This is a genomic window from Streptomyces sp. NPDC001851, from assembly GCF_040297165.1.
Classification (GTDB): Bacteria; Actinomycetota; Actinomycetes; order Streptomycetales; family Streptomycetaceae; genus Streptomyces.
Genome location: NZ_JBEOYR010000027.1, coordinates 82,720 through 104,574 on the forward strand (window position 1 = coordinate 82,720; position 21,855 = coordinate 104,574).

Consider the following 21,855-nt stretch of genomic DNA (forward strand, 5'->3'; position numbering starts at 1 on the left):
TGCGTCCCTGGGCGCGAGCGCATCGGCATCGCAGTGCCTCGGGCGGATCCGCCGCGTGGCACACCCCAACGGCAAGAAATACACGGGAGTAACAACATGAACCGCAGTGAGCTGGTGGCCGCGCTGGCCGACCGCGCCGAGGTGACCCGCAAGGACGCCGACGCCGTGCTGGCCGCGTTCGCCGAGACCGTCGGCGAGATCGTCGCCAAGGGCGACGAGAAGGTCACCATCCCGGGCTTCCTGACCTTCGAGCGCACCCACCGTGCCGCTCGCACCGCGCGCAACCCGCAGACCGGCGAGCCCATCAACATCCCCGCCGGCTACAGCGTGAAGGTCACCGCGGGCTCCAAGCTCAAGGAAGCGGCCAAGGGCAAGTAGACGCTCCGCTTCGAGCGCCGGGCCACTGAGCGCCGTTCGACGGAAGCGCCGCGGGTGACTGCGGGCCGGCAGTGGCTGGTCGCGCAGTTCCCCGCGCCCCTTTGGGGCGCGCCTCAGCTGAAGACGCCACAAGGGCGGCCCTCCTCTTGCCGAGGGGGGCCGCCCTTGTGGCGTTCGTGACGCCTAGCCGAGCGCCTTGCCCGGCAGTTCCACCTTCGCGCCCAGTTCCACGAGCTTCTCCATGAAGTTCTCGTAGCCGCGGTTGATGAGGTCGATGCCGTGGACGCGGGAGGTGCCCTCGGCGGCCAGGGCCGCGATCAGGTACGAGAAGCCGCCGCGCAGGTCGGGGATGACCAGGTCGGCGCCCTGCAGCCTGGTGGGGCCGGAGACGACCGCGGAGTGCAGGAAGTTGCGCTGGCCGAAGCGGCAGTCGGAGCCGCCCAGGCACTCGCGGTAGAGCTGGATGTGGGCGCCCATCTGGTTGAGGGCCGAGGTGAAGCCGAGGCGGGACTCGTAGACCGTCTCGTGGATGATGGACAGGCCCGTGGCCTGCGTGAGCGCCACGACCAGCGGCTGCTGCCAGTCGGTCTGGAAACCGGGGTGCACGTCCGTCTCCAGCGCGATGGACTTCAACTGGCCGCCGGGGTGCCAGAAACGGATGCCCTCGTCGTCGATCTCGAAGGCACCGCCCACCTTCCGGTAGGTGTTCAGGAACGTCATCATCGAGCGCTGCTGGGCGCCGCGGACGTAGATGTTGCCGTTGGTGGCGAGGGCCGCGGACGCCCAGGAGGCGGCCTCCAGGCGGTCCGACAGGGCGCGGTGGGTGTAGCCGCCGAGTTTGTCCACACCGGTGATGCGGATCGTGCGGTCGGTGTCCATCGCGATGATCGCGCCCATCTTCTGCAGCACGCAGATGAGGTCCTCGATCTCCGGCTCGACGGCCGCGTTGGACAACTCCGTTACGCCCTCGGCGAGTACGGCCGTCAGCAGCACCTGCTCGGTCGCGCCGACGGACGGGTACGGCAGCCGGATCTTCGTCCCGCGCAGCCGCTGCGGCGCCTCCAGGTACTGTCCGTCCGCGCGCTTCTCGATGGTCGCGCCGAACTGGCGCAGCACGTCGAAGTGGAAGTCGATGGGCCGGCCGCCGATGTCGCAGCCCCCGAGGCCCGGGATGAACGCGTGGCCGAGACGGTGCAGGAGCGGGCCGCAGAACAGGATCGGGATACGGCTGGAGCCCGCGTGGGCGTCGATGTCCGCCACGTTGGCGCTCTCGACGTGCGTCGGGTCGAGCACCAGCTCGCCGGGCTCCTCGCCCGGACGGACCGTCACCCCGTGCAGCTGCAGCAGGCCGCGGACGACCCGCACGTCACGGATGTCGGGGACGTTGCGCAGCCGGCTCGGCGCGCTGCCCAGCAGGGCGGCGACCATGGCCTTCGGTACGAGGTTCTTCGCACCGCGGACACGGATCTCGCCCTCCAGCGGGGTTCCGCCGTGGACAAGCAGGACATCGTCGTTGACGGTCATGTATCTCGCGTTCCGATGAGTTGGGCAGGGGCCGGCCGATCACTGTGCGCAGGGGCCGGGAAGACAGGGTAATCGCCGATTACCCCCCGTCCGTAAGTCCGAGTACCACCCGGACACGTCATAGCTGTGTCACAACACGAACCGTTCCCTTTCGGGCACATGGGGTCACCGTCCGGGATGTGCGCCCGGGGTGCTCCCGTCCTCCCTGAGCTGCGTTCACTCCGGCACGCCGATTGGCTCCCCACCGAAGGGGAAGATGCGGGATCATGTCTGGCATGACCGAGGTGTCCTCGCTCACAGGGCGGCTGCTCGTGGCCACTCCCGCCCTGGCGGACCCGAACTTCGACCGCGCGGTGGTGCTCCTTCTCGACCACGACGAGGAGGGTTCCCTCGGCGTCGTCCTCAACCGCCCCACCCCGGTGGACGTGGGCGACATCCTGGAGGGCTGGGCCGACCTCGCCGGCGAGCCCGGCGTCGTCTTCCAGGGCGGCCCGGTCTCGCTCGACTCGGCGCTCGGCATCGCGGTCATCCCGGGCGGTGCGAACGGCGACCTCGCCCCGCTCGGCTGGCGCCGGGTGCACGGCGCGATCGGCCTGGTCGACCTGGAGGCCCCGCCCGAGCTGCTCGCCGCGGCCCTCGGGTCCCTGCGGATCTTCGCCGGATACTCCGGCTGGGGCCCCGGTCAGCTGGAGGACGAGCTGGTCGAGGGCGCCTGGTACGTGGTCGAGTCGGAGCCCGGGGACGTCTCCTCGCCGGCCCCGGAAAGACTCTGGCGGGAGGTACTGCGCCGCCAGCGCAACGAGCTGGCGATGGTGGCGACGTACCCGGACGACCCGTCGCTCAACTGATGCGCGTCCGCTTCAGTACCCTGGGGCTTATGAGCACTCTTGAGCCCGAGCGCGGGACTGGTACGGGGACCCTCGTAGAGCCGACGCCACAGGTGTCCCACGGCGACGGCGACCACGAGCGCTTCGCCCACTACGTCCAGAAGGACAAGATCATGGCGAGCGCCCTCGACGGCACTCCCGTCGTGGCGCTGTGCGGCAAGGTCTGGGTGCCGGGCCGCGACCCGAAGAAGTACCCCGTGTGCCCCATGTGCAAGGAGATCTACGAGTCCATGGGCAGCGGCGGCGACGACAAGGGCGGCGACAAGAAGTAGGTCCGTGACGGTCCGCCCGTCGGCCCGAGTCTTCGCGGGGCCCCCGGGGTGCGCGTGCGACACGCGCGCCCCGGGGGCCTTCGCGCGCTCCGGTCACACAGTGGTGGAGCCCACAGCGGCCTCTGGCCCCGGTGCGGGGCGGAGCGGTAGAGGACTGCACATGACGGATGTGATTCCGGCGCCGCGCGCCATCGAGGGACCGATGCGCTGCGGCGTCCTGCTGGACGACGACACCACACTGTGGGCGGCTCCGGGCACGGAGACCACGGAGCGCTGGCTGCGCACCACGCTCGGCGCCGCGCTGGGGCTGCCGCTGCGGCCCGGCCCCGAGGACGCCCGTGGCGGTGTACGCCTGCTCCTGGACGACTCGCTGGAGGCCGAGGCGTACCGCCTGGGCGTGGCCGCCGGCCGGGGCGTGGAGATCCGCGGCGGTGACCCGGCCGGGGTCTTCTGGGGTGCCCAGACCCTGCGTCAGCTCCTCGGCCCCGAGGCCTTCCGGCGCGCCCCCGTACGCCCCGGCCGCACGGCCGGCATCCCCCACCAGACCATCGAGGACGCGCCGCGCTTCCGCTGGCGCGGTCTCCTCCTCGACGTGGCCCGGCACTTCATGCCCAAGGACGGCGTGCTGCGCTATCTGGACCTGATGGCCGCGCACAAACTCAACGTCCTCCACCTCCACCTGACGGACGACCAGGGCTGGCGGCTGGAGATCGAGCGCTATCCCCGGCTGACGGACATCGGCTCCTGGCGGTCGAGGACGAAATTCGGTCACCGGGCCTCGCCGCTGTGGGAGGAGAAGCCGCACGGGGGTTACTACACCCGGGACGACATCCGGGAGATCGTCGCCTACGCGGCCGAGCGGCATATCACCGTCGTCCCGGAGATCGACGTACCGGGCCACTCGCAGGCCGCCATCGCCGCGTACCCGGAACTCGGCAACACCGACGTCATCGACACCACCGCCCTCTCCGTGTGGGACACCTGGGGGATCTCCTCCAACGTACTGGCCCCCACCGACAACACCCTGCGCTTCTACGAGGGAGTGTTCGAGGAGGTCCTGGAACTGTTCCCTTCGCAGTTCGTCCACGTCGGCGGGGACGAGTGCCGAAAGGAGCAGTGGAGCGCGTCGGCGGCGGCCAGGAGCCGGATCGCGGACCTCGGGCTCGCCGGCGAGGACGGACTGCAGTCGTGGTTCATCGGGCACTTCGACGCGTGGCTGTCCGCGCGCGGGCGCCGGCTCATCGGCTGGGACGAGATCCTGGAGGGCGGGCTCGCCAAGGGGGCCGCGGTGTCGTCCTGGCGCGGTTACGGCGGCGGGATCGCGGCCGCGCGGGCCGGCCACGACGTCGTCATGTGCCCGGAGCAGTACGTGTATCTGGACCACCGTCAGGCCCCGGGCGAGGACGAGCCGGTGCCGATCGGGTTCGTGCGCACGCTGGAGGACGTCTACCGGTTCGAACCCGTCCCGCCCGGGCTCACCGAGGAGGAGGCCCGGCATGTGCTGGGTACTCAGGCCAACGTCTGGACCGAGGTGATGGAGGACATCGCGCGCGTGGACTACCAGGCGTTTCCCCGGCTCGCGGCCTTCGCCGAGGTGGCCTGGAGCCGGCTGCCGGCCCCCGCGGAACGGGACTTCGCCGGCTTCGAACGCCGGATGGCCGCCCACTACGCGCGACTCGACGCCCTCGGGGTCGCTTATCGGCCGCCCGCCGGGCCCCGTCCGTGGCAGAAACGCCCCGGCGTCCCGGGTCGCCCGAAAGAGGGGCCGCCGCCGAACAAGTGACCACCCCGAACACGTGACCGTTCCGAACAGGGAACGGAAAACCGCGCCAAGTGTCACCGAAGAGTGTCAATCGGTGCGCACCGGTGATGCCGTGCGAAAACGGACCATCTCCGTGGTGAGGTGGGCGAATGCCTCCTAGCGGACCCCCGCGTTCGGCCCTTGCGAAGATGTGCCAGAGTTGCCACGTCCGCCCTGTGAGCACGTACGGTACGGCCACACAGGTGGGACCAGTGGGGGCAGCGGGAAGGGGCAGCCGGTTTGACCACGCACGCACCGCAGGCGGCGCAGGCCGTCACGCTGCCCACGACGCTGGACGAGGCGGTGGCGGCCCTCGCCGAGATGCCCACCGCGGTCCCCGTCGCGGGCGGCACCGATCTCATGGCCGCCGTCAACTCCGGTCAGCTCAGGCCCGCCGCCCTGGTGGGTCTCGGGCGGATCAGCGAGATCCGCGGCTGGCAGTACCAGGACGGCCACGCGCTGCTCGGCGCGGGCCTCACGCACGCGCGCATGGGCCGCCCCGACTTCGCGGCCCTGATCCCGGCGCTCGCCGCCGCCGCGCGCGCCGCGGGCCCGCCGCACATCCGCAACGCGGGCACCCTCGGCGGCAACATCGCCTCGGCCGCCCCCACCGGGGACGCGCTGCCGGTGCTGGCGGCCCTGGAGGCGACGCTGATCATCGCGGGCCCGGGCGGAGCCCGCCGGGAGATCCCGGTGTCGCACCTGCTGGCCGGCATGGAGATGCTGCGCGGCGGCGAACTCATCGGCTACGTGCGCGTGCCGCTGCTGCACGCCCCGCAGGTCTTCCTGAAGGCGACCGGACGCACCGGGCCGGGCCGCGCGCTGGCCTCCGTGGCCCTCGTCCTCGACCCCGCCCGGCGCGGAGTGCGGTGCGCCGTCGGTGCCATAGCGCCGATGCCGCTCAGGCCTCTGGAGGCCGAGCAGTGGGTCGCCCAGCTGATCGACTGGGACAACGACCGCGCGCTGGTCCCGGAGGCCCTGAACGCCTTCGGCGAGTACGTCGCCGCGGCCTGCATCCCGGACCCGGCGCCGGAGCCCGACGGCTCGGTCGCCCCGCTTCCGCCCGCCGTACTGCACCTGCGGCGCACCGTCGCCGCACTGGCCCGACGAGCACTGGGGAGGGCGCTGTCGTGACCGACGACCAGCACGGAGAGGGCACGCCCCAGGGTGGCGGACGCTGGAACCCGCTGCCCCAGGGCGACTACGACGACGGCGCCACCGCCTTCGTCAAGCTCCCCGAGGGCGGCATCGACGCCCTGCTGTCCGGCGACAGCCCGCTGGCCGCGCCGGGGCACGGCTATGTGCCGCCGCGGATAGCGGCCGCCCCCGGCACCGGGGACCCCGCCGGCACCTGGACCGCGCCCGCGGGCGGCGCCGAGTGGCCCGACCCGAACGCCACGCCCCAGGTGCCCGCCGCGGACGACCGGTTCACCTACCAGCCCGGCGCGACCCAGCACTGGACCTTCGACGAGCCCGCGGCCCCGGCCGCGCCCGGGCACGACGTCACCGGACAGTGGTCCATCCCGGTCGCCGGCGGCGACCTCCCGGACGAGTCGGGGGAGTTCACCACGTCCTCCCTGGTCGAGCAGTGGGGCGGCACCCCGCCGGCCACGCTGCCCGGCGGCGCGCCCGCGCCATGGGCGACGCAGGACACCGGCCGCCCCTGGGACCGGCCCGCGGACACCGGCCACACCGCCCTGCCCGACCACACCGACGCCCACCCGGCGGGCGCGGCGACACCGGGCTACGCACCCGCACCGGAGGAGCGGTACGGCCAGATCCCGGCCGACCACGCCACGGCCGCCCCCGAGGAGCCCGGGTCGGCGGAACCCGGTCACGGGGGCACCGGGCAGCAGCCGGCTGGTCATGGCGACGCCGGGCAGCAGCCGGCCGCTCACGGCGGCGCCGGGCACCCGTCGGCCGGTCACGAGGACACCGGGCACCACCGGCCGACCGCCTACGAGGACGCCCGGCAGCAGCCGGTCGGCCACGGGGACGGTCGGCGCGCGGAGGCCGCCGAGGCGCAGGGCGAGGAGGCGCGCCGCGCCGAGGCCGGCCGCCCCGGCGCGTTCGGCGAGTCCGCCGAGCCTGCCCCGCCTGCCCGGTTCGGGGAGTTGGGCGAGGCCGCGGAGCCGGAGCAGTCCGGCGTGCCGACCGCGTTCCCGGAGCAGCGGGCCGAGTCGGCGTCCGCACCGGGACCGGACGCGGAGGGCCACGGCCCCGCCGAGGCCCCTGAGCGCCCCGCTGACGGCCCGACAGGCCATGAGGAGTCCCCGACCCCGGCCGGTGTCCCGCAGGCGGCCACAGCGCCCACGACGCCCGCCGGCCCCGCCACGGCCGACGCGGCGGCGGCCGACCACTCGGCACCGCGGACCCCGGACTCCGCAGCCGTACCGGAGAACGCCGCCGACGCACCCGAGGCCACCGACGCAGCCGAGGCCGCCGTCGCACCCGAGGGCGCCACCGAGGACACCGCGCCACAGGAAGACGCCGCCGGGGAACACGCCGGGCACGCCGCGCCCCTCCCGCCGAACGACGACCACCCGCTCGCCTCCTACGTCCTGCGCGTCAACGGCGCCGACCGCCCCGTCACCGACGCCTGGATCGGCGAGTCGCTGCTGTACGTCCTGCGGGAGCGGCTCGGTCTCGCGGGCGCCAAGGACGGCTGCTCCCAGGGCGAGTGCGGGGCCTGCAACGTGCAGGTCGACGGCCGGCTGGTGGCCTCCTGCCTGGTCCCGGCGGTCACCGCGGCCGGCAGCGAGGTGCGGACGGTCGAGGGCCTCGCCGTCGACGGGCAGCCCTCCGACGTACAGCGCGCGCTCGCCCGGTGCGGCGCCGTGCAGTGCGGCTTCTGCGTGCCCGGCATGGCGATGACCCTGCACGACCTGCTGGAGGGCAACCCCGCGCCGACCGAGCTGGAGACCCGGCAGGCGCTGTGCGGCAACCTGTGCCGCTGCTCCGGCTACCGGGGCGTCCTCCAGGCCGTCCAGGAGGTCGTCGCCGAACGCGAGGCGCCGCACGCCGCCGACGCCGAGACGGACGCGGGCGAGGCCCGTATTCCCCATCAGGCGGGCCCCGGCGCCGGGGGTGTCCACCCGTCGGCGTTCGAGGCGCCGGGCGCGTTCGACACGCCGCAGTCCGCTCCCGGCGGCTACGGCGACGCGCCGGATCCGTACGGCCCGCCCGACCCGTACGGCACCCCGCCGCACGGCACCCCGGGACCGCACGGCCAGCACGGCCCGCACGACCCGCACTACGGCCAGGACGGAGGCCAGGCGTGAGCAACGAAGCCGCCACGGCGACCACCGCCGCGGAAGCGGCCCCCGAGGCCGAGGCGTTGCCGCACGGCATCGGCGCCTCCCTGCCGCACGCCGACGCCCGCGCCAAGACCGAGGGCACCTTCCCGTACGCGGCCGACCTGTGGGCCGAGGGCCTGCTGTGGGCGGCCGTGCTGCGCTCCCCGCACGCGCACGCGCGCATCGTGTCCATCGACACCAGCCACGCGCGCGAGATGCCCGGCGTACGGGCCGTCGTCACCCACGAGGACGTGCCCGGCACCCCCCGGCACGGCCGGGGCACGCCCGACCGGCCGGTGTTCGCCTCCGAGGTCGTACGCCACCACGGCGAACCCATCGCGGCCGTCGCCGCCGACCACCCCGACACCGCGCGGATGGCCGCCGCGGCCGTCATCGTCGAGTACGAGGTACTTGACCCGGTCACCGACCCCGAGCAGGCCTTCGAGGCCGAGCCGCTGCACCCCGACGGCAACCTGATCCGCCACATCCCGCTGCACCACGGCGACCCGTCGGCGGTCGGCGAGGTCGTCGTGGAGGGCCAGTACCGCATAGGGCGCCAGGACCCGGCCCCGATCGGCGCCGAGGCGGGCCTCGCCGTGCCGCGCCCCGACGGCGGCGTGGAGCTGTACCTGGCCTCCACCGACCCGCACACCGACCGCAACACCGCCGCGGCCTGCTACGGCCTGTCCCCGGATCGGGTGAAGATCGTGGTCACCGGGGTGCCGGGTGCCACCGCCGACCGCGAGGACCAGGGCTTCCAGCTCCCGCTCGGCCTGCTCGCCCTCAAGACCGGCTGCCCGGTGAAGCTCACGGCGACCCGCGAGGAGTCCTTCCTCGGCCACACCCACCGCCACCCGACCCTGCTCCGGTACCGCCACCACGCGGACGCCGAGGGCAAGCTGGTGAAGGTGGAGGCGCAGATCCTGCTGGACGCGGGCGCGTACGCCGACACCTCCTCCGACGCGCTGGCCGCCGCCGTCTCCTTCGCGTGCGGCCCGTACGTCGTCCCGAACGCCTTCATCGAGGGCTGGGCCGTGCGCACCAACAACCCGCCCTCCGGCCATGTGCGCGGCGAGGGCGCGATGCAGGTGTGCGCCGCCTACGAGGCGCAGATGGACAAGCTGGCGAAGAAGCTGGGCCTGGACCCGGCCGAGGTGCGCCTGCGCAACGTCCTGGCGACGGGGGACGTCCTCCCGATCGGCCAGACGGTGACCTGCCCCGCCCCGGTGGCCGAACTCCTGCAGGCGGTACGGGACTTCCCGCTGCCCGCCCTGCCCAAGGACAGCCCCGAGGAGGAGTGGCTGCTGCCCGGCGGCCCCGAGGGCGCGGGCGAACCGGGCGCGGTGCGCCGGGGCGTCGGCTACGGCCTGGGCATGGTCCACATGCTCGGCGCGGAGGGCGCCGACGAGGTGTCCACGGCGACGGTCAAGGTGCACGACGGCGTGGCGACCGTCCTCTGCGCCGCCGTGGAGACCGGCCAGGGCTTCACCACGCTCGCCCGGCAGATCGTCCAGGAGACCCTCGGGATCGAGGAAGTCCACGTGGCGCCGGTCGACACCGACCAGCCGCCGGCCGGCGCGGGCTGCCGGGGCCGGCACACCTGGGTGTCGGGCGGCGCGGTGGAACGCGCGGCGAAGATGGTCCGCACCCAGCTCCTGCAGCCGCTCGCCCACAAGTTCGGCATGTCGACGGAGCTGCTGCAGATCACCGACGGCAAGATCACCTCGTACGACGGCGTGCTGTCGACGACCGTCACGGAGGCGTTGGACGGCAAGGAGCTGTGGGCCACGGCGCAGTGCCGCCCGCACCCCACCGAGCCGCTGAACGCCTCCGGCCAGGGCGACGCCTTCGTGGGCCTGGCCTTCTGCGCGGTCCGCGCGGTGGTGGACGTCGACATCGAGCTGGGCTCGGTCCGGGTGGTGGAGCTGGCGGTCGCCCAGGACGTGGGCCGGATCCTGAACCCGACCCAGCTGGCGGCCCGTATCGAGGCGGGCGTGACCCAGGGCGTCGGCATCGCGCTCACCGAGAACCTGCGCACCCCGCGTGGCCTGATCCGCCACCCCGACCTGACCGGCTACGCCCTCCCGACCGCGCTGGACGCCCCGGACATCCGGATCGTCAAACTGGTCGAGGAACGGGACGTGGTCGCCCCCTTCGGCGCCAAGTCCGTCAGCGCGGTCCCGGTCGTCACGGCCCCGGCCGCGATCGCCTCCGCCGTCCGCGCGGCCACCGGCCGCCCGGTCAACCGCCTCCCGATCCGCCCCCAGGCAGCGGTGGTGATGCCCCAGTGACCACTCCCGAGACCCCCGACGAGCCCCGCTTCGAACCCCCGCCGAGCGTCGGCAAGTTGTTCGGGTGGATCCTGCTGTTCCTCGTCGCGGCGCTGGCCGTGGTCCTGGGCGGTATCTACTTCACCTGACGCGACGGACCCGGGTCGCCTGACGTCTTCCCTGGTGAGGGCCGTTGTCAGTGGGGCGGCGTAGTGTGCTGAGCGGTGGGGGCAGCGGCACTCACGGCGCTACGGTGCACCGTACGGGGAAGATCGCGGGGGAGCGATGGGCACGACCGACGCAGGGATCACGGCGATCACGCTGACCGAGGCGGAGCTGGACCGCTACGTCACGCACGCGCCGACGCGCGGCCTGCTCGGCGCCACCGGCCTGCCCGCGCCACCGACCTGCTGACCTTCTCCCCGCTGCGCACACACGGCCTGCGCACGCTCGCCGACGCCGCCCAGGGCCCGTTCCGGGTGGCGGACGAGCTGCGGGACCGGCTGGTGATCGGCGAACTGCTCAACCCCGCGGGCATGGAGCGCGAGTCGATCCTGCTCGACGGCGGCACCGGCGAGCTGACGACGGCGTACCTCTTCGCCCCGTCCGACGCCCGTCCCTTCGCGCCCTCCCTGGCCACCCTGCTGCGCTTCGCCGCGGTCACGGAGGAACTGGCCGGCCTGCGCGGCCGATTCGCCTCCCTGGCGGGCCAGTACGGCCCCGGGACGGCGGCCGAGGCGACCCGCCGGCTGCTCTCCCTCTTCGAGGAGGGCGCGGGCGGCGAGGTCCCGCCGTACTGGAAGGCGGCGGCCCTGATCCGCCCGCTCGCCCTCGCCGCGGGCCCCGGCACGGCCTCCGGGCTCACCCTGGAGGTCCCCGCCCGCCTGCTGGACCAGGAGTTCGGGCACGGCCGGGTGGTGCGCTTCGAGGAGGTCGACTTCCCGGCGACGCTCACCCACGAGCCGACCCGGCGCTTCCTGCGCGAGACCGGGCTCCCGGAGGAGGCGGTCCTCTTCCACGCCGACACGGACGCCCCGCTGCCGACGCTCCGTGAATACGCCACCGAGGAGTGCGCGGACGCCGCTCTCCCGCACGACCTCCCGGCCCACGCCGACCACTTGATCCGCCTCGGCCGCCTGCCCGGGGACCACGGCCTGGTGGTCGACGGCAGAACGGGCGCGGTCCTGACCTGCAGCGACCCGGACGCGACGCTCCACCCGCTCAACACCGACGTCTCCACCCTCGCCTTCACGCTCTGGCTCCTGCACCACGAGCGCACCATCGACGAGCACCTCGGCAACGAACTGACGACCCGCGCCTACGACCACCTGGCCGCGGCCATGCTCCACACCCTGACCGCCCTCGACCCCACGGCCACCCTCCCGGACACGACCTGGCACTACTGGACAGACCTGTTCCGCGACGAGACGGGCGGGGCCCTCTGACCCGGCCCGCCCGCCCGCACACCGCGATCGTCCTGGAGGCCGTGGCGGGATTCGAACCCACGTAACTCGCTTTGCAGGCGAGCCCCTCAACCACTCGGGCACACGGCCGTGTTCGTGGAAATGACGTTATGGCGAGGCGCCTCCAGGGCTCAAGGGGATCGGTGGGGGTGCAACGGGACTGCCATACGCCGTTCATGAAATGAGAGGCTCCGACCTGTCAAAACCCGTCACCCGGCGATCTTGCGGGGCGGTCGTCCGTGCCCCCGCCGAGGGCCTCGCGCGCCGTCACGCCGACCTCTGCGGAGGCTGGGCCAATGAACCACCGCGTCATCGGCCGTCACCTCACCGTCGCCGAGGCCACCGCCGTCGCCGGGATCGCCTTCGGCGGCCGCGGGGCGGTTGCGGCGGCTGTGACGTGGGTCCCACCCGCGGGCGACCCGGGCTCGTCCGGGCGTTGACGGGAGGGCTGCGCCGGTAGGGTGGCCCGGTTGTCATACGCGGCCGAGCCCGCCCGAGCCCCATGAACGAGCCCGACAAACGAGCCCCACACACCGGAGACCGTGACTACCACCGCCGCTTCCTCCGCTCACTCCCACCACCTGTCGCCCGCCTTCCCGGGCCGCGCGCCCTGGGGTACCGCCAGCAAGCTGCGTGCCTGGCAGCAGGGGGCGATGGAGAAGTACATCCAGGAGCAGCCGCGTGACTTCCTCGCCGTCGCCACGCCCGGCGCCGGCAAGACCACGTTCGCGCTGACGCTCGCCTCCTGGCTGCTGCACCACCACGTCGTGCAGCAGGTGACCGTGGTCGCGCCGACCGAGCACCTGAAGAAGCAGTGGGCCGAGGCGGCCGCAAGGATAGGGATCAAGCTCGATCCCGAGTACAGCGCGGGGCCCCTCGGCAGGGAGTACGACGGCGTCGCCGTCACCTACGCCGGTGTCGGCGTACGGCCCATGCTGCACCGCAACCGGGTCGAGCAGCGCAAGACGCTCGTCATCCTCGACGAGATCCACCACGCCGGTGACTCCAAGTCCTGGGGCGAGGCCTGCCTGGAGGCGTTCGAGCCCGCCACGCGCCGGCTCGCGCTGACCGGTACGCCCTTCCGCTCCGACACCAACCCCATCCCCTTCGTGACGTACGAGGAGGACAACGCCGGCATCCGGCGCTCCGCCGCCGACTACACGTACGGGTACGGCAACGCCCTCGCCGACCATGTCGTCCGGCCGGTCATCTTCCTCTCCTACAGCGGCAACATGCGCTGGCGCACCAAGGCCGGCGACGAGGTCGCCGCCCGGCTCGGCGAGCCGATGACCAAGGACGCGGTCAGCCAGGCCTGGCGCACGGCGCTGGACCCGCGCGGCGAGTGGATGCCCAGTGTGCTGCGCGCCGCCGACCAGCGGCTGACCGAGGTCCGCAAGGCCATCCCGGACGCGGGGGCGCTGGTCATCGCCTCCGACCAGGAGTCCGCCCGCGCCTACGCCAAGCTGATCCGGGAGATCACGGGGACGAAGGCGACGCTCGTGCTGTCCGACGACGCCGGCGCCTCGAAGAAGATCGACGAGTTCAGCGAGAGCAACGACCGGTGGATGGTCGCGGTGCGCATGGTGTCCGAGGGCGTCGACGTCCCCCGGCTCGCGGTGGGCGTGTACGCGACGACGATCTCGACGCCTCTCTTCTTCGCGCAGGCCGTCGGGCGTTTCGTACGGTCCCGGCGGCGCGGCGAGACCGCGTCCGTGTTCCTGCCGACCGTGCCCGACCTGCTGACCTTCGCCAACGAGATGGAGAAGGAACGGGACCACGCCCTCGACAAGCCGAAGAAGGAGGGCGAGGAGGACCCGTACGCCGAATCCGAGAAGGAGATGGAGGAGGCGAACAAGCAGCAGGACGAGGACACCGGCGAGCAGGACATGCTGCCCTTCGAGGCGCTGGAGTCCGACGCCGTCTTCGACCGGGTGCTGTACGACGGCGCCGAGTTCGGCATGCAGGCCCACCCGGGGAGCGAGGAGGAGCAGGACTACCTCGGTATCCCGGGGCTCCTCGAACCCGAGCAGGTGCAGCTGCTGCTGCAGAAGCGGCAGGCCCGGCAGATCGCGCACAGCCGCAAGAAGCCGGACACCGAGGCCGATCTGCTGGAGCTGCCCGCCGAGCGGCGGCCGGTGGTCTCGCACAAGGAGATGATGGAGCTGCGCAAGCAGCTGAACACCATGGTCAGCGCCTATGTGCACCAGAGCGGTAAGCCGCACGGCGTGATCCACACCGAGCTGCGGCGGGTGTGCGGGGGGCCGCCCAGCGCCGAGGCCACGGCGGGGCAGCTGCGGCAGCGGATCGCCAAGATGCAGGAGTGGGCCACGCGCATGCGGTGACGCTCCGCCGGGACGGCCGGCCGGGCATCGCCCCGGACCCCCAGGGATTGGCGTGTGTCAGTTCCTGGGGCCTGTGCGTTTCCGGACGAATTGCGGCAGGCCGGAACTGGTCTTGCCCGGATTCTGGACTGAGACTTCCGCTGAGCGAACCTGCTTCGCTACTGTCCGGCTACGCACACGCCCCGTGGCAGCGCCGCCGCGGAGCGCAGCCGTGAAGCGACTTGGCCCGGAGCCGCCGGACCGTTCTGCCGATCGGCGGCCTCTGAGGCGCGTCGCCGACGGGACTCGGTGACGCATCCGCCGCTCAGGGGACCGCCGGCCTCACCACCAAAGGAGTGGGCGTCGTGACCGCGGAGACCTCCCAGACGCTCGACCGGGGACTGCGCGTCCTCAAGCTGCTGGCCGACACCGACCACGGGCTGACCGTCACCGAGCTGTCCACGAGACTGGGCGTGAACCGTACCGTGGTGTACCGGTTGCTCGCCACGCTGGAACAACACGCCCTCGTACGGCGTGACCTGGGCGGTCGAGCCCGGGTGGGACTCGGGGTGCTGCGGCTCGGCCGGCAGGTGCATCCGCTGGTGCGGGAGGCCGCGCTGCCCGCGCTGCGGGCGCTGGCGGAGGACATCGGCGCGACGGCGCACCTGACGCTGGTGGACGGGACGGAGGCGCTGGCCGTCGCCGTGGTCGAACCGACGTGGACCGACTATCACGTGGCGTACCGGGCCGGGTTCCGGCATCCGCTGGACCGGGGGGCGGCGGGCAGGGCCATCCTGTCGGCCCGGCAGTCGCCGTCCCTGGATCCCGGGTACACCCTCACCCATGGTGAGCTGGAGGCCGGGGCGAGCGGGGCTGCGGCGCCGCTGGTCGGGGTCACGGGGGTCGAGGGCAGTGTGGGCGTCGTGATGCTGGCGGACTCCGTGCCGGAGCGGGTGGGGCCGAGGGTGGTGGAGGCGGCGCGGGAGGTCGCCGAGGCCCTGCGCTGACGCCGGCTGCGCTGAGCGGCATGTCCGGTCGTCCCGCGCTGATCAGCCGACCTGTGCTGGTGCCGGCCGGCGGTTGGGTCGCTTGCCCGCGCGTGCCGGGTCCCGCTGCGCCCACCCGTGCCGACCGGCGGCACGACTGCCGCAGCGGCGGCATGGGCAGCCGACCCGACCCGCACCCGGCACACACAAGCCGCCCCCTTTGCCCATCCGGCCAATCGGCACCCCGCACCTTTGGCCGATCCGCACACCCCACCGCCCCACCTCCCTCCGCATCATCAAGACCCGTACAGCCCCGAGGCGGAGGGAACAGCGCGGTGGACACAGGGGACACCCGGCCGGAGGCCGCAGCACCGAGGACGAGCACACACAGCCTCACCCGGCGCCGGCCGGTGCAACGCCTCCTCGGCGATGCCGCCGGCAGCCCGCTGAAGCGGACCATGGGCGTGGCCCAGCTGAAGCTGCTGGGCAGCCTGGGCGCCGGCACCTGGATCGCCTCCGGGGCGTGGACGGCGGCCGGGCTCGTCGTCCACGGCCTCCACGGCATCCGCCACTCCCAGCTGAACCAGCCCCGGGACCTCGTATGAGCATGCTCGACCTCACCGCCGACGTCGTCACCCTCACCCGGGCCCTCGTCGACCTGCCCTCCGAGAGCGGCCGGGAGGACGTGATCGCGGACGCCGTCGAGAGCGCCCTGCGCGGCCTGCCCCATCTCACCGTCGACCGGGTCGGCAACTCCGTCGTCGCCCGCACCGGCCTCGGCCGTCCCGGACGCGCCGTGATCGCCGGGCACCTGGACACCGTCCCGGCCACCGGGAACCTGCCCTCCCGGCTCGCCGACGGCCGTGTGCACGGGCTCGGTGCCTGCGACATGAAGGGCGGGGTGGCGGTCGCCCTGCGGCTGGCCGCCACCGTGCCCGCGCCCGTGCGCGACCTCACCTTCGTCTTCTACGAGTGCGAGGAGGTCGAGGGCGACCGGAACGGGCTCGCCCGCATCGGTGCCGAGCGGCCGGAGCTGCTCGCCGACGCCGGCCTGGCGATCCTCATGGAGCCCTCCGACGCGGGCGTCGAGGCCGGCTGCCAGGGGATCCTCACCGCCGACATCGTGGTCAAGGGCGCCCGCGCCCACACCGCCCGCGCCTGGCAGGGCGTCAACGCCGCGCACAAGGCCGCCGAGGTCCTCCGGCGCCTCGACGCGCACCGGCCGCAGCGGGTCCTGATCGACGGGCTGGAGTACCGGGAGGGGCTCGGCGCCGTCGCCGTACGGGCCGGGGTCGCCGGGAACGTCGTACCCGACGAGTGTGTCGTCACCGTCAACTGCCGCTTCGCGCCCAGCCGTTCGCCGGAGGAGGCCGAGGCGCGGGTGCGCTCGCTCTTCCCGGAGTACGAGGTGCGGGTCACCGAGGTCGTCGCGGGGGCCCTGCCGCATCTGGACCGGGTCGGCGCCCTCGTCGCCGCGCTCGGTGCCGAGCCGAGGCCCAAGCTCGGCTGGACGGACGTCGCCCGGTTCGCCGCGCTGGGCGTGCCCGCGCTCAACTACGGCCCCGGGGATCCGTCCCTCGCCCACACGGCGGGGGAGTACGTCCCCGTCGAGCACCTGCACACCTGCGAGGACCGGCTCAGGGCGTGGCTGGGCCGAGCCCGGCCAGCGCCCGCAGCTGCAGCCACAGCACCAGCCGTTCGTCGGGGTCGTCCAGATCGACCCCGGCGTGCTGCTGGAGCTGTCTGAGGCGGTAGCGGCAGGTGTTGGGGTGCACGGCGAGCAGCTTCGCCGCGCCCGCCATGTCGCAGCCCGCGTCGAACCAGCACACCAGCGTGCGCGCGTACTCGGTGCCGTGCCCGGCGTCGTACGCCAGCACCCGCCGCCACGCGCCCGCGCTCAACTCCCGCCGCCCGGCCATCACTTCGGCCAGCCGCAGCAGCGTCACCCGGGCCCGTACCTCGTCCACCGTGGCCACCGGCAGCCGTGCGTCCAGTACCCGCAGCACCAGATCCGCGTCCGCCCGCGAGTGGGCGAGCCCCTCCGCGTCCGGTACGACCTCGCCGAGCGCCGCCCGCACCGGCACCCGCAGCGCCTGCCCGGCCCGCGCCACGATGTCCTCGGCGAGCCGCTTGTGCCGCTCTCCGGGACCGGGCAGCACCGCGTACACGACCCCGTCCACCAGCACACCCGCGTGCCGCCCGTAGCGCGCCTCGCACTGCAGCCGTACGACGTCCAGCAGGCGCGACGCCGTGCGCTCGGTGTCCGGGACGCTCCCTGCGGAGTCCAGCGCCAGGACGAAGGCCGCCACCCTGGCCGGGCCGGCGAGGCCCAGCCGTTCGGCGGCCGTCGTCGCGTCCGCCGCCGTGCCGTCCAGCAGCCGGCGCAGCAGCTCGCCGCCCCGGTGCCGGGCCAGCTCCCGGGCCGCGCGCGCCCGCAGCAGGAGCAGGGCGGCCGTCGAGGCGCCCTGGGCGAGGGTGTCCTCGGCGTCCGGGGCGAGAGCGCCGCCGTCGACCACCCACACCGAGCCGAGCGTCTCCCCGCCGGCCCGCACCGGCATCGCCAGACGGGGCAGGTCGCCGTCGGTCAGCGCGGGCAGCCGCAGGGGGCGGTCGGCGGCGAACAGCCTGCGGTACTGCTCGGTGTTCTCCGTGCCGGTCGTCGGCACCTGACGGCCGAGGATGCCCTGCCGGCGGTCCTCGTCGATCGGCTGGCCGGGGACGGTGGAGTAGGCGAGGATCCGCTGCCGGGGGTCCTCGATCGCGGTGGCCCCGCCGGTCGCCGTCGCGATCGCGTCGGCCAGCGCGAACAGGTCGCCGAGCCCGCTGTCCGGGGCGACGGCGGTGGGCCGGGCGGCGATGGCCGAGGCCAGCAGCAGATGCACGTGGTGCCAGGCGGCGTCCTCGGCGACGGACAGCAGCGCCACGCCGTGCGCCTCCGCCTCCGCGACCGGACCGTCCGCGCCGCGCACCACCACGCCGGTGAGCCCGGCCTCCGCCGCCGCCCGCAGCAACGGCCCCGCCCCGGCCGCCGGTACGCCGACCGCCAGCAGCAGCGCGCCGGGCAGCCGGGGGAGCGGGGTGCGGCCGTCGTAGAGCACCGCCTCGGTGACCGGTACGGCCTGACCGGCGGGGGCGGTGTGCAGGCGCAGGGCGGGGCCGCCGACGACGTCCAGGAGATCGCCGAGGGTGCAGACGTCCATGAGTGTCCCCAGCGGGCTGTTGGCGGATGGTGAAACGAACGTACGCAGCTGTTGGCCGCTCGCACAACACGCGTCGGGCCGCCTCCTTCGAGACTCGTGCCATGACAGCAGGAGTCACCATCCGTACCGTCCACGACGTCGCCCGCCTCACGGCCGTGGCCGACCACTTCAGCGACGTCTGGCGGACGCCCCGCACCGCACCGCCCTACCCGGCCGAGGTCCTGCACAGCCTGGTGCACGCCGGTGGCGCGGTGCACGCCGCCTACGACGGGCGGCGGCTCGCCGGTGCGTCCGTCGCCGTCCTCGGCCCCGGGCACAGCACGTACTCGCTGGTCGCCGCCGCGGAGCAGGGGCTCGGGCACCCCCTGAAGCGGGCCCAGCGCGCGTGGGCCGTCGGGCTCGGCGCGCGCACCATGCGCTGGACCTTCGACCCGCTGGTCGGCCGCAACGCCCGCTTCAACCTGGTCAAGCTGGGCGCCGTCGGCACCGAGTACCTGGTCGACTTCTACGGCCCCATGAGCGACGGCGTGAACGACGGCGACGAGAGCGACCGGCTGACGGTGACCTGGGACCTGGGGGTTCCCGGTGCCTCGCCCGAGGCCGAGGTCCGCGGCGCGGTCCTCCGCAGCGCCCCCGACGGCGCCCCCCTCGCCCGCCGCGACCCCGCCGGCCGGTACGTCTGGTGCCGGGTGCCGGAGGACATCGTGAAACTGCGCGCCGCCGACCCGGCGCTGGCACTGCGCTGGCGGCACGCGGTGCGTGACGTGTTCCTGGACGCCTTCACGGAGGGGTTCCGGGCCACCGGCATGTCCCGCGACGGCTGGTACACCCTCACCCGGGAAGGGGCGGGCGCGTGAAGCTGGAACGCGTCGAGATCGTGCACGTGGCGATCCCGCTGGTCACGCCCTTCCGCACGTCCTTCGGGACGATGACGGCGAAGGACACCTTCCTCCTGCGGGCCGTCACGGACACCGCCGAGGGCTGGTCCGAGTTCGCCGCCGACCCCGAACCGCTGTACTGCCCGGAGTTCGTCGCCGGCGCCGAGATCGTGCTGCGCGACTTCCTGATCCCGCGCGTGGCCGCCCTCCCGCACCTCACCACGGCCGCGCTCGCCCCCGCCCTGGCGAAGATCAAGGGCCACGAGCTGGCGAAGGCGGCCCTGGAGACGGCGCTGCTGGACGCCGAGCTGCGGTCGTACGGCATGCCGCTCGCCACCTACCTCGGCGCGGTACGGGACCGGGTGCCCGCCGGGGTCTCCGTCGGCATCAAGGACTCGGTCCCCGAGCTGCTGGACGACGTCGAGCGCTACCTCGCCGAGGGGTACCTGCGCATCAAGCTGAAGATAGAGCCCGGCTGGGACGTGGAGCCGGTCCGTGCGGTCCGCGAGCGCTTCGGCGAGGCCCTCCCCCTGCAGGTCGACGCGAACACGGCGTACACCCTCGCGGACGCCGAGCAGCTGCGGCGGCTGGACGAGTTCGGGCTGCTGCTGATCGAGGAGCCGCTGGAGGAGAACAACCTGCACGCCCACGCCCTGCTGCAGCAGCGCCTGCGGACGCCGGTCTGCCTGGACGAGTCCCTGCACGGCGCGCGCGACACCGCCTCCGCGATCGCGCTGGACGCCTGCCGGGTGGTGAACGTCAAGCCCGCCCGGGTCGGGGGCTATGCGGAGGCCCGCCGGGTCCACGACGTGGCGCACGCGCACGGGGTGCCGGTGTGGTGCGGCGGCATGCTGGAGACGGGCATCGGCCGGGCCCCGAACCTGGCCCTGGCCGCCCTGCCGGGCTTCACCCTCCCCGGGGACACCTCCGCCTCCTCCCGGTACTTCGCCGAGGACATCACCGAGCCGTTCGTCCTGGTGGACGGCCACCTCCCGGTCCCGGCCACCCCCGGCATCGGCACCGCGCCCCTCCCGGACGCCCTGCGCCGGTTCACCGTGCGGCGGCGGGACCTGTACGCGGCATGAGGCCACGGGGGGTGGTCGCGTTAGATTGATCCCGTGCTCTCTCGTCTCACGCGTCCCCAGGCCCTAGCCGTCTGCGCGCTGCCCCTCGTGGCCCTGCTGGCCACGGCGGTGTTCGTGCCGCTGCCGTTCTCGGTGGCGCAGCCCGGTCCGACGGCGAACGTGCTCGGTTCGAGCAAGGGCGCCGAGGTGATCACCGTCTCCGGCGCGCCGGTCCGCAGGACCAGCGGGCAGCTGCGGATGGTCACGATCGTGGCGACCGGCCCGGACACCAAGGTCACCCTCGGCGATGTGGTCGGCAACTGGTTCCGCACCGACCGGGCCGTGATGCCGCACGACGCCGTCTACACCGGGGACACGGTCAAGGAGATCGAGAAGCACAACGTGGCGCAGATGCAGCAGTCGCAGGACGCCGCGACCCAGGCGGCGCTGAAGTACCTCGGGCTGAGCTCCGACAAGGTCAAGGTCTCGCTGAAGCTCGCCGGCGTGGGCGGGCCCAGCGCGGGCCTGCTGTTCACGCTGGGGATCATCGACAAGCTGCACGGCGACGGCAGCGGCGGCGACCTCACGGGCGGCCGGACCATCGCCGGTACGGGCACGATCGATGCCGCGGGCGAGGTCGGCGCGGTCGGCGGGGTGGCCCTGAAGCTGCAGGCCGCCCACCGGGACGGGGCGACCGTCTTCCTGGTACCGAAGGACGAGTGCGCCGACGCCAGGGCGGTTGCGCCCAAGAGCCTCAGGCTGGTCCCGGTCACCACACTGAAGGGCGCGGTGAACTCCCTGGTCGCCCTGGAGAAGGGCAAGGACTCGGTGCCGGCCTGCTAGGGGCTGTCGTCACATTCCCGTCTGCCTGGCGGCGCCATGCACGCTCCCCCGCTGCCTCAAGGGCGCGGGAGGCGGCCGGGGGGACCCCCAGAGCACGCACCTGACGCCGTCAGGCCGCCCTTCGGGCAACGACGGGAATGTGACGACAGCCCCTAGGCCCCAGGACGCCCCGGGCTAGGACCGCTCCTCCTCCGCCGCCTGTTCCACCAGCGGAATGATCCGCAGCGGGACGGGGGTCTCCATGACGATCGTCGTGGAGGCGCGGACGATGCCGTCGAAGCCGACGACCCGGTCGATCACCCGCTGCAGATCGGCGTTCGAGCGGGCCACCAGCCGGCAGAGCATGTCCCCGCTGCCGGTGGTCGTCAGCAGCTCCAGCACCTCCGGCACGGTCGCCAGGTGGGCCCGGACGTCGGTGCCCTGGCCCTGCCGGATCTGCAGTGTGGCGAAGGCGGTGACCGGATAGCCGAGGGCCGCAGGGTCCACCTGCGGGCCGAACCCGCGGACGACGCCGTTCGACTGGAGCCGGTCCAGGCGGGCCTGCACGGTGCCCCGCGCGACCCCGAGCCGCCGGGACATCTCCAGCACCCCGATGCGCGGCTCCCGGGCCAGCAGCACGATGATGCGCCCGTCCAGATGATCGATCGCCACGGCACCCCCAGTGATGGTCAT

General features: G+C 73.7%; 19 protein-coding genes, 1 tRNA gene and 1 pseudogene. 17 read left to right on the plus strand and 4 right to left on the minus strand.

The window, feature by feature from the left end; all coding sequences use genetic code 11:
* The first annotated feature begins 96 nt into the window (after window positions 1-96).
* The gene (locus ABT171_RS32315) at window positions 97-378 is read left to right on the plus strand and encodes an HU family DNA-binding protein (protein ID WP_023550134.1); all 282 of its coding nucleotides are present in this window, start codon (window positions 97-99) and stop codon (window positions 376-378) included.
* A 183-nt stretch (window positions 379-561) separates the two neighbouring features.
* Here the strand turns inward: ABT171_RS32315 and murA are convergent, their stop codons facing one another.
* Window positions 562-1,902 (minus strand): UDP-N-acetylglucosamine 1-carboxyvinyltransferase, encoded by a 1,341-nt coding sequence (gene murA, locus ABT171_RS32320; protein WP_351249944.1) that lies wholly within the window; start codon window positions 1,900-1,902, stop codon window positions 562-564.
* Window positions 1,903-2,177: 275 nt separating this feature from the next.
* On the opposite strand from murA, the gene ABT171_RS32325 reads away from it, so the two are divergent.
* The 8 genes and pseudogenes from ABT171_RS32325 (at window position 2,178) to ABT171_RS32360 (ending at window position 11,873) form a co-directional block, all read left to right on the plus strand.
* Window positions 2,178-2,750: a YqgE/AlgH family protein gene (locus ABT171_RS32325; RefSeq protein ID WP_351249945.1), complete on the plus strand. Its 573-nt coding sequence runs from the start codon at window positions 2,178-2,180 to the stop codon at window positions 2,748-2,750.
* 29 nt (window positions 2,751-2,779) lie between these two features.
* Window positions 2,780-3,061 (plus strand): DUF3039 domain-containing protein, encoded by a 282-nt coding sequence (locus ABT171_RS32330; protein ID WP_031159440.1) that lies wholly within the window; start codon window positions 2,780-2,782, stop codon window positions 3,059-3,061.
* A gap of 160 nt (window positions 3,062-3,221) precedes the next feature.
* Window positions 3,222-4,844: a beta-N-acetylhexosaminidase gene (locus ABT171_RS32335; RefSeq protein WP_351249946.1), complete on the plus strand. Its 1,623-nt coding sequence runs from the start codon at window positions 3,222-3,224 to the stop codon at window positions 4,842-4,844.
* A 258-nt stretch (window positions 4,845-5,102) separates the two neighbouring features.
* Window positions 5,103-5,996, plus strand: a complete 894-nt coding sequence (locus ABT171_RS32340) for an FAD binding domain-containing protein (protein WP_351249947.1) — start codon at window positions 5,103-5,105, stop codon at window positions 5,994-5,996.
* The gene (locus ABT171_RS32345; protein WP_351249948.1) at window positions 5,993-8,143 is read left to right on the plus strand and encodes a 2Fe-2S iron-sulfur cluster-binding protein; all 2,151 of its coding nucleotides are present in this window, start codon (window positions 5,993-5,995) and stop codon (window positions 8,141-8,143) included. Before ABT171_RS32340 ends, ABT171_RS32345 begins: the two co-directional genes overlap by 4 nt.
* Window positions 8,140-10,449: a xanthine dehydrogenase family protein molybdopterin-binding subunit gene (locus tag ABT171_RS32350; RefSeq protein ID WP_351249949.1), complete on the plus strand. Its 2,310-nt coding sequence runs from the start codon at window positions 8,140-8,142 to the stop codon at window positions 10,447-10,449. The genes ABT171_RS32345 and ABT171_RS32350 overlap by 4 nt, the downstream gene beginning before the upstream one ends.
* A complete protein-coding gene (locus tag ABT171_RS32355) occupies window positions 10,446-10,577 on the plus strand; it encodes a hypothetical protein (RefSeq protein WP_351249950.1) in 132 nt (43 codons plus the stop codon). The genes ABT171_RS32350 and ABT171_RS32355 overlap by 4 nt, the downstream gene beginning before the upstream one ends.
* A 136-nt stretch (window positions 10,578-10,713) precedes the next feature.
* Window positions 10,714-11,873: pseudogene (locus ABT171_RS32360) on the plus strand (SUKH-4 family immunity protein).
* Between the two features lie 33 nt (window positions 11,874-11,906).
* On the opposite strand, the gene ABT171_RS32365 reads toward ABT171_RS32360, so the two are convergent.
* Window positions 11,907-11,981, minus strand: a tRNA-Cys gene (locus ABT171_RS32365).
* 206 nt (window positions 11,982-12,187) lie between these two features.
* Between ABT171_RS32365 and ABT171_RS32370 the strand changes: the two genes are divergently transcribed.
* The 5 genes from ABT171_RS32370 (at window position 12,188) to dapE (ending at window position 16,945) form a co-directional block, all read left to right on the plus strand.
* Window positions 12,188-12,331: a hypothetical protein gene (locus ABT171_RS32370; RefSeq protein WP_351249951.1), complete on the plus strand. Its 144-nt coding sequence runs from the start codon at window positions 12,188-12,190 to the stop codon at window positions 12,329-12,331.
* A gap of 102 nt (window positions 12,332-12,433) precedes the next feature.
* Window positions 12,434-14,233, plus strand: a complete 1,800-nt coding sequence (locus ABT171_RS32375; protein WP_351249952.1) for a DEAD/DEAH box helicase — start codon at window positions 12,434-12,436, stop codon at window positions 14,231-14,233.
* Window positions 14,234-14,577: 344 nt separating this feature from the next.
* Window positions 14,578-15,219, plus strand: coding sequence for an IclR family transcriptional regulator (locus ABT171_RS32380; RefSeq protein WP_351249953.1), 642 nt, complete (start codon window positions 14,578-14,580; stop codon window positions 15,217-15,219).
* A gap of 314 nt (window positions 15,220-15,533) precedes the next feature.
* A complete protein-coding gene (locus ABT171_RS32385) occupies window positions 15,534-15,803 on the plus strand; it encodes a hypothetical protein (RefSeq protein ID WP_351249954.1) in 270 nt (89 codons plus the stop codon).
* The gene (dapE, locus tag ABT171_RS32390) at window positions 15,800-16,945 is read left to right on the plus strand and encodes a succinyl-diaminopimelate desuccinylase (protein ID WP_351249955.1); all 1,146 of its coding nucleotides are present in this window, start codon (window positions 15,800-15,802) and stop codon (window positions 16,943-16,945) included. Before ABT171_RS32385 ends, dapE begins: the two co-directional genes overlap by 4 nt.
* Here the strand turns inward: dapE and ABT171_RS32395 are convergent.
* Window positions 16,836-18,398 carry a PucR family transcriptional regulator gene (locus ABT171_RS32395; RefSeq protein WP_351249956.1) on the minus strand — a complete coding sequence of 521 codons (1,563 nt, stop codon included), beginning with the start codon at window positions 18,396-18,398 and terminating at the stop codon, window positions 16,836-16,838. The genes dapE and ABT171_RS32395 overlap by 110 nt on opposite strands.
* A 101-nt stretch (window positions 18,399-18,499) precedes the next feature.
* On the opposite strand from ABT171_RS32395, the gene ABT171_RS32400 reads away from it, so the two are divergent.
* Genes ABT171_RS32400 through ABT171_RS32410 form a run of 3 tightly spaced genes read left to right on the plus strand, consistent with a single transcriptional unit; the run spans window position 18,500 to window position 21,183 of the window.
* Complete coding sequence (locus tag ABT171_RS32400) at window positions 18,500-19,255, plus strand: chorismate synthase (protein WP_351249957.1); 756 nt, start codon at window positions 18,500-18,502, stop codon at window positions 19,253-19,255.
* Window positions 19,252-20,361 carry an o-succinylbenzoate synthase gene (menC, locus tag ABT171_RS32405; RefSeq protein WP_351249958.1) on the plus strand — a complete coding sequence of 370 codons (1,110 nt, stop codon included), beginning with the start codon at window positions 19,252-19,254 and terminating at the stop codon, window positions 20,359-20,361. Before ABT171_RS32400 ends, menC begins: the two co-directional genes overlap by 4 nt.
* Window positions 20,362-20,394: 33 nt before the next feature.
* Complete coding sequence (locus ABT171_RS32410; RefSeq protein ID WP_351249959.1) at window positions 20,395-21,183, plus strand: S16 family serine protease; 789 nt, start codon at window positions 20,395-20,397, stop codon at window positions 21,181-21,183.
* 174 nt (window positions 21,184-21,357) lie between these two features.
* Here ABT171_RS32410 and ABT171_RS32415 read toward each other — a convergent pair whose 3' ends face one another.
* Complete coding sequence (locus tag ABT171_RS32415) at window positions 21,358-21,834, minus strand: Lrp/AsnC family transcriptional regulator (RefSeq protein WP_351249981.1); 477 nt, start codon at window positions 21,832-21,834, stop codon at window positions 21,358-21,360.
* Between the last annotated feature and the right edge of the window lie 21 nt (window positions 21,835-21,855).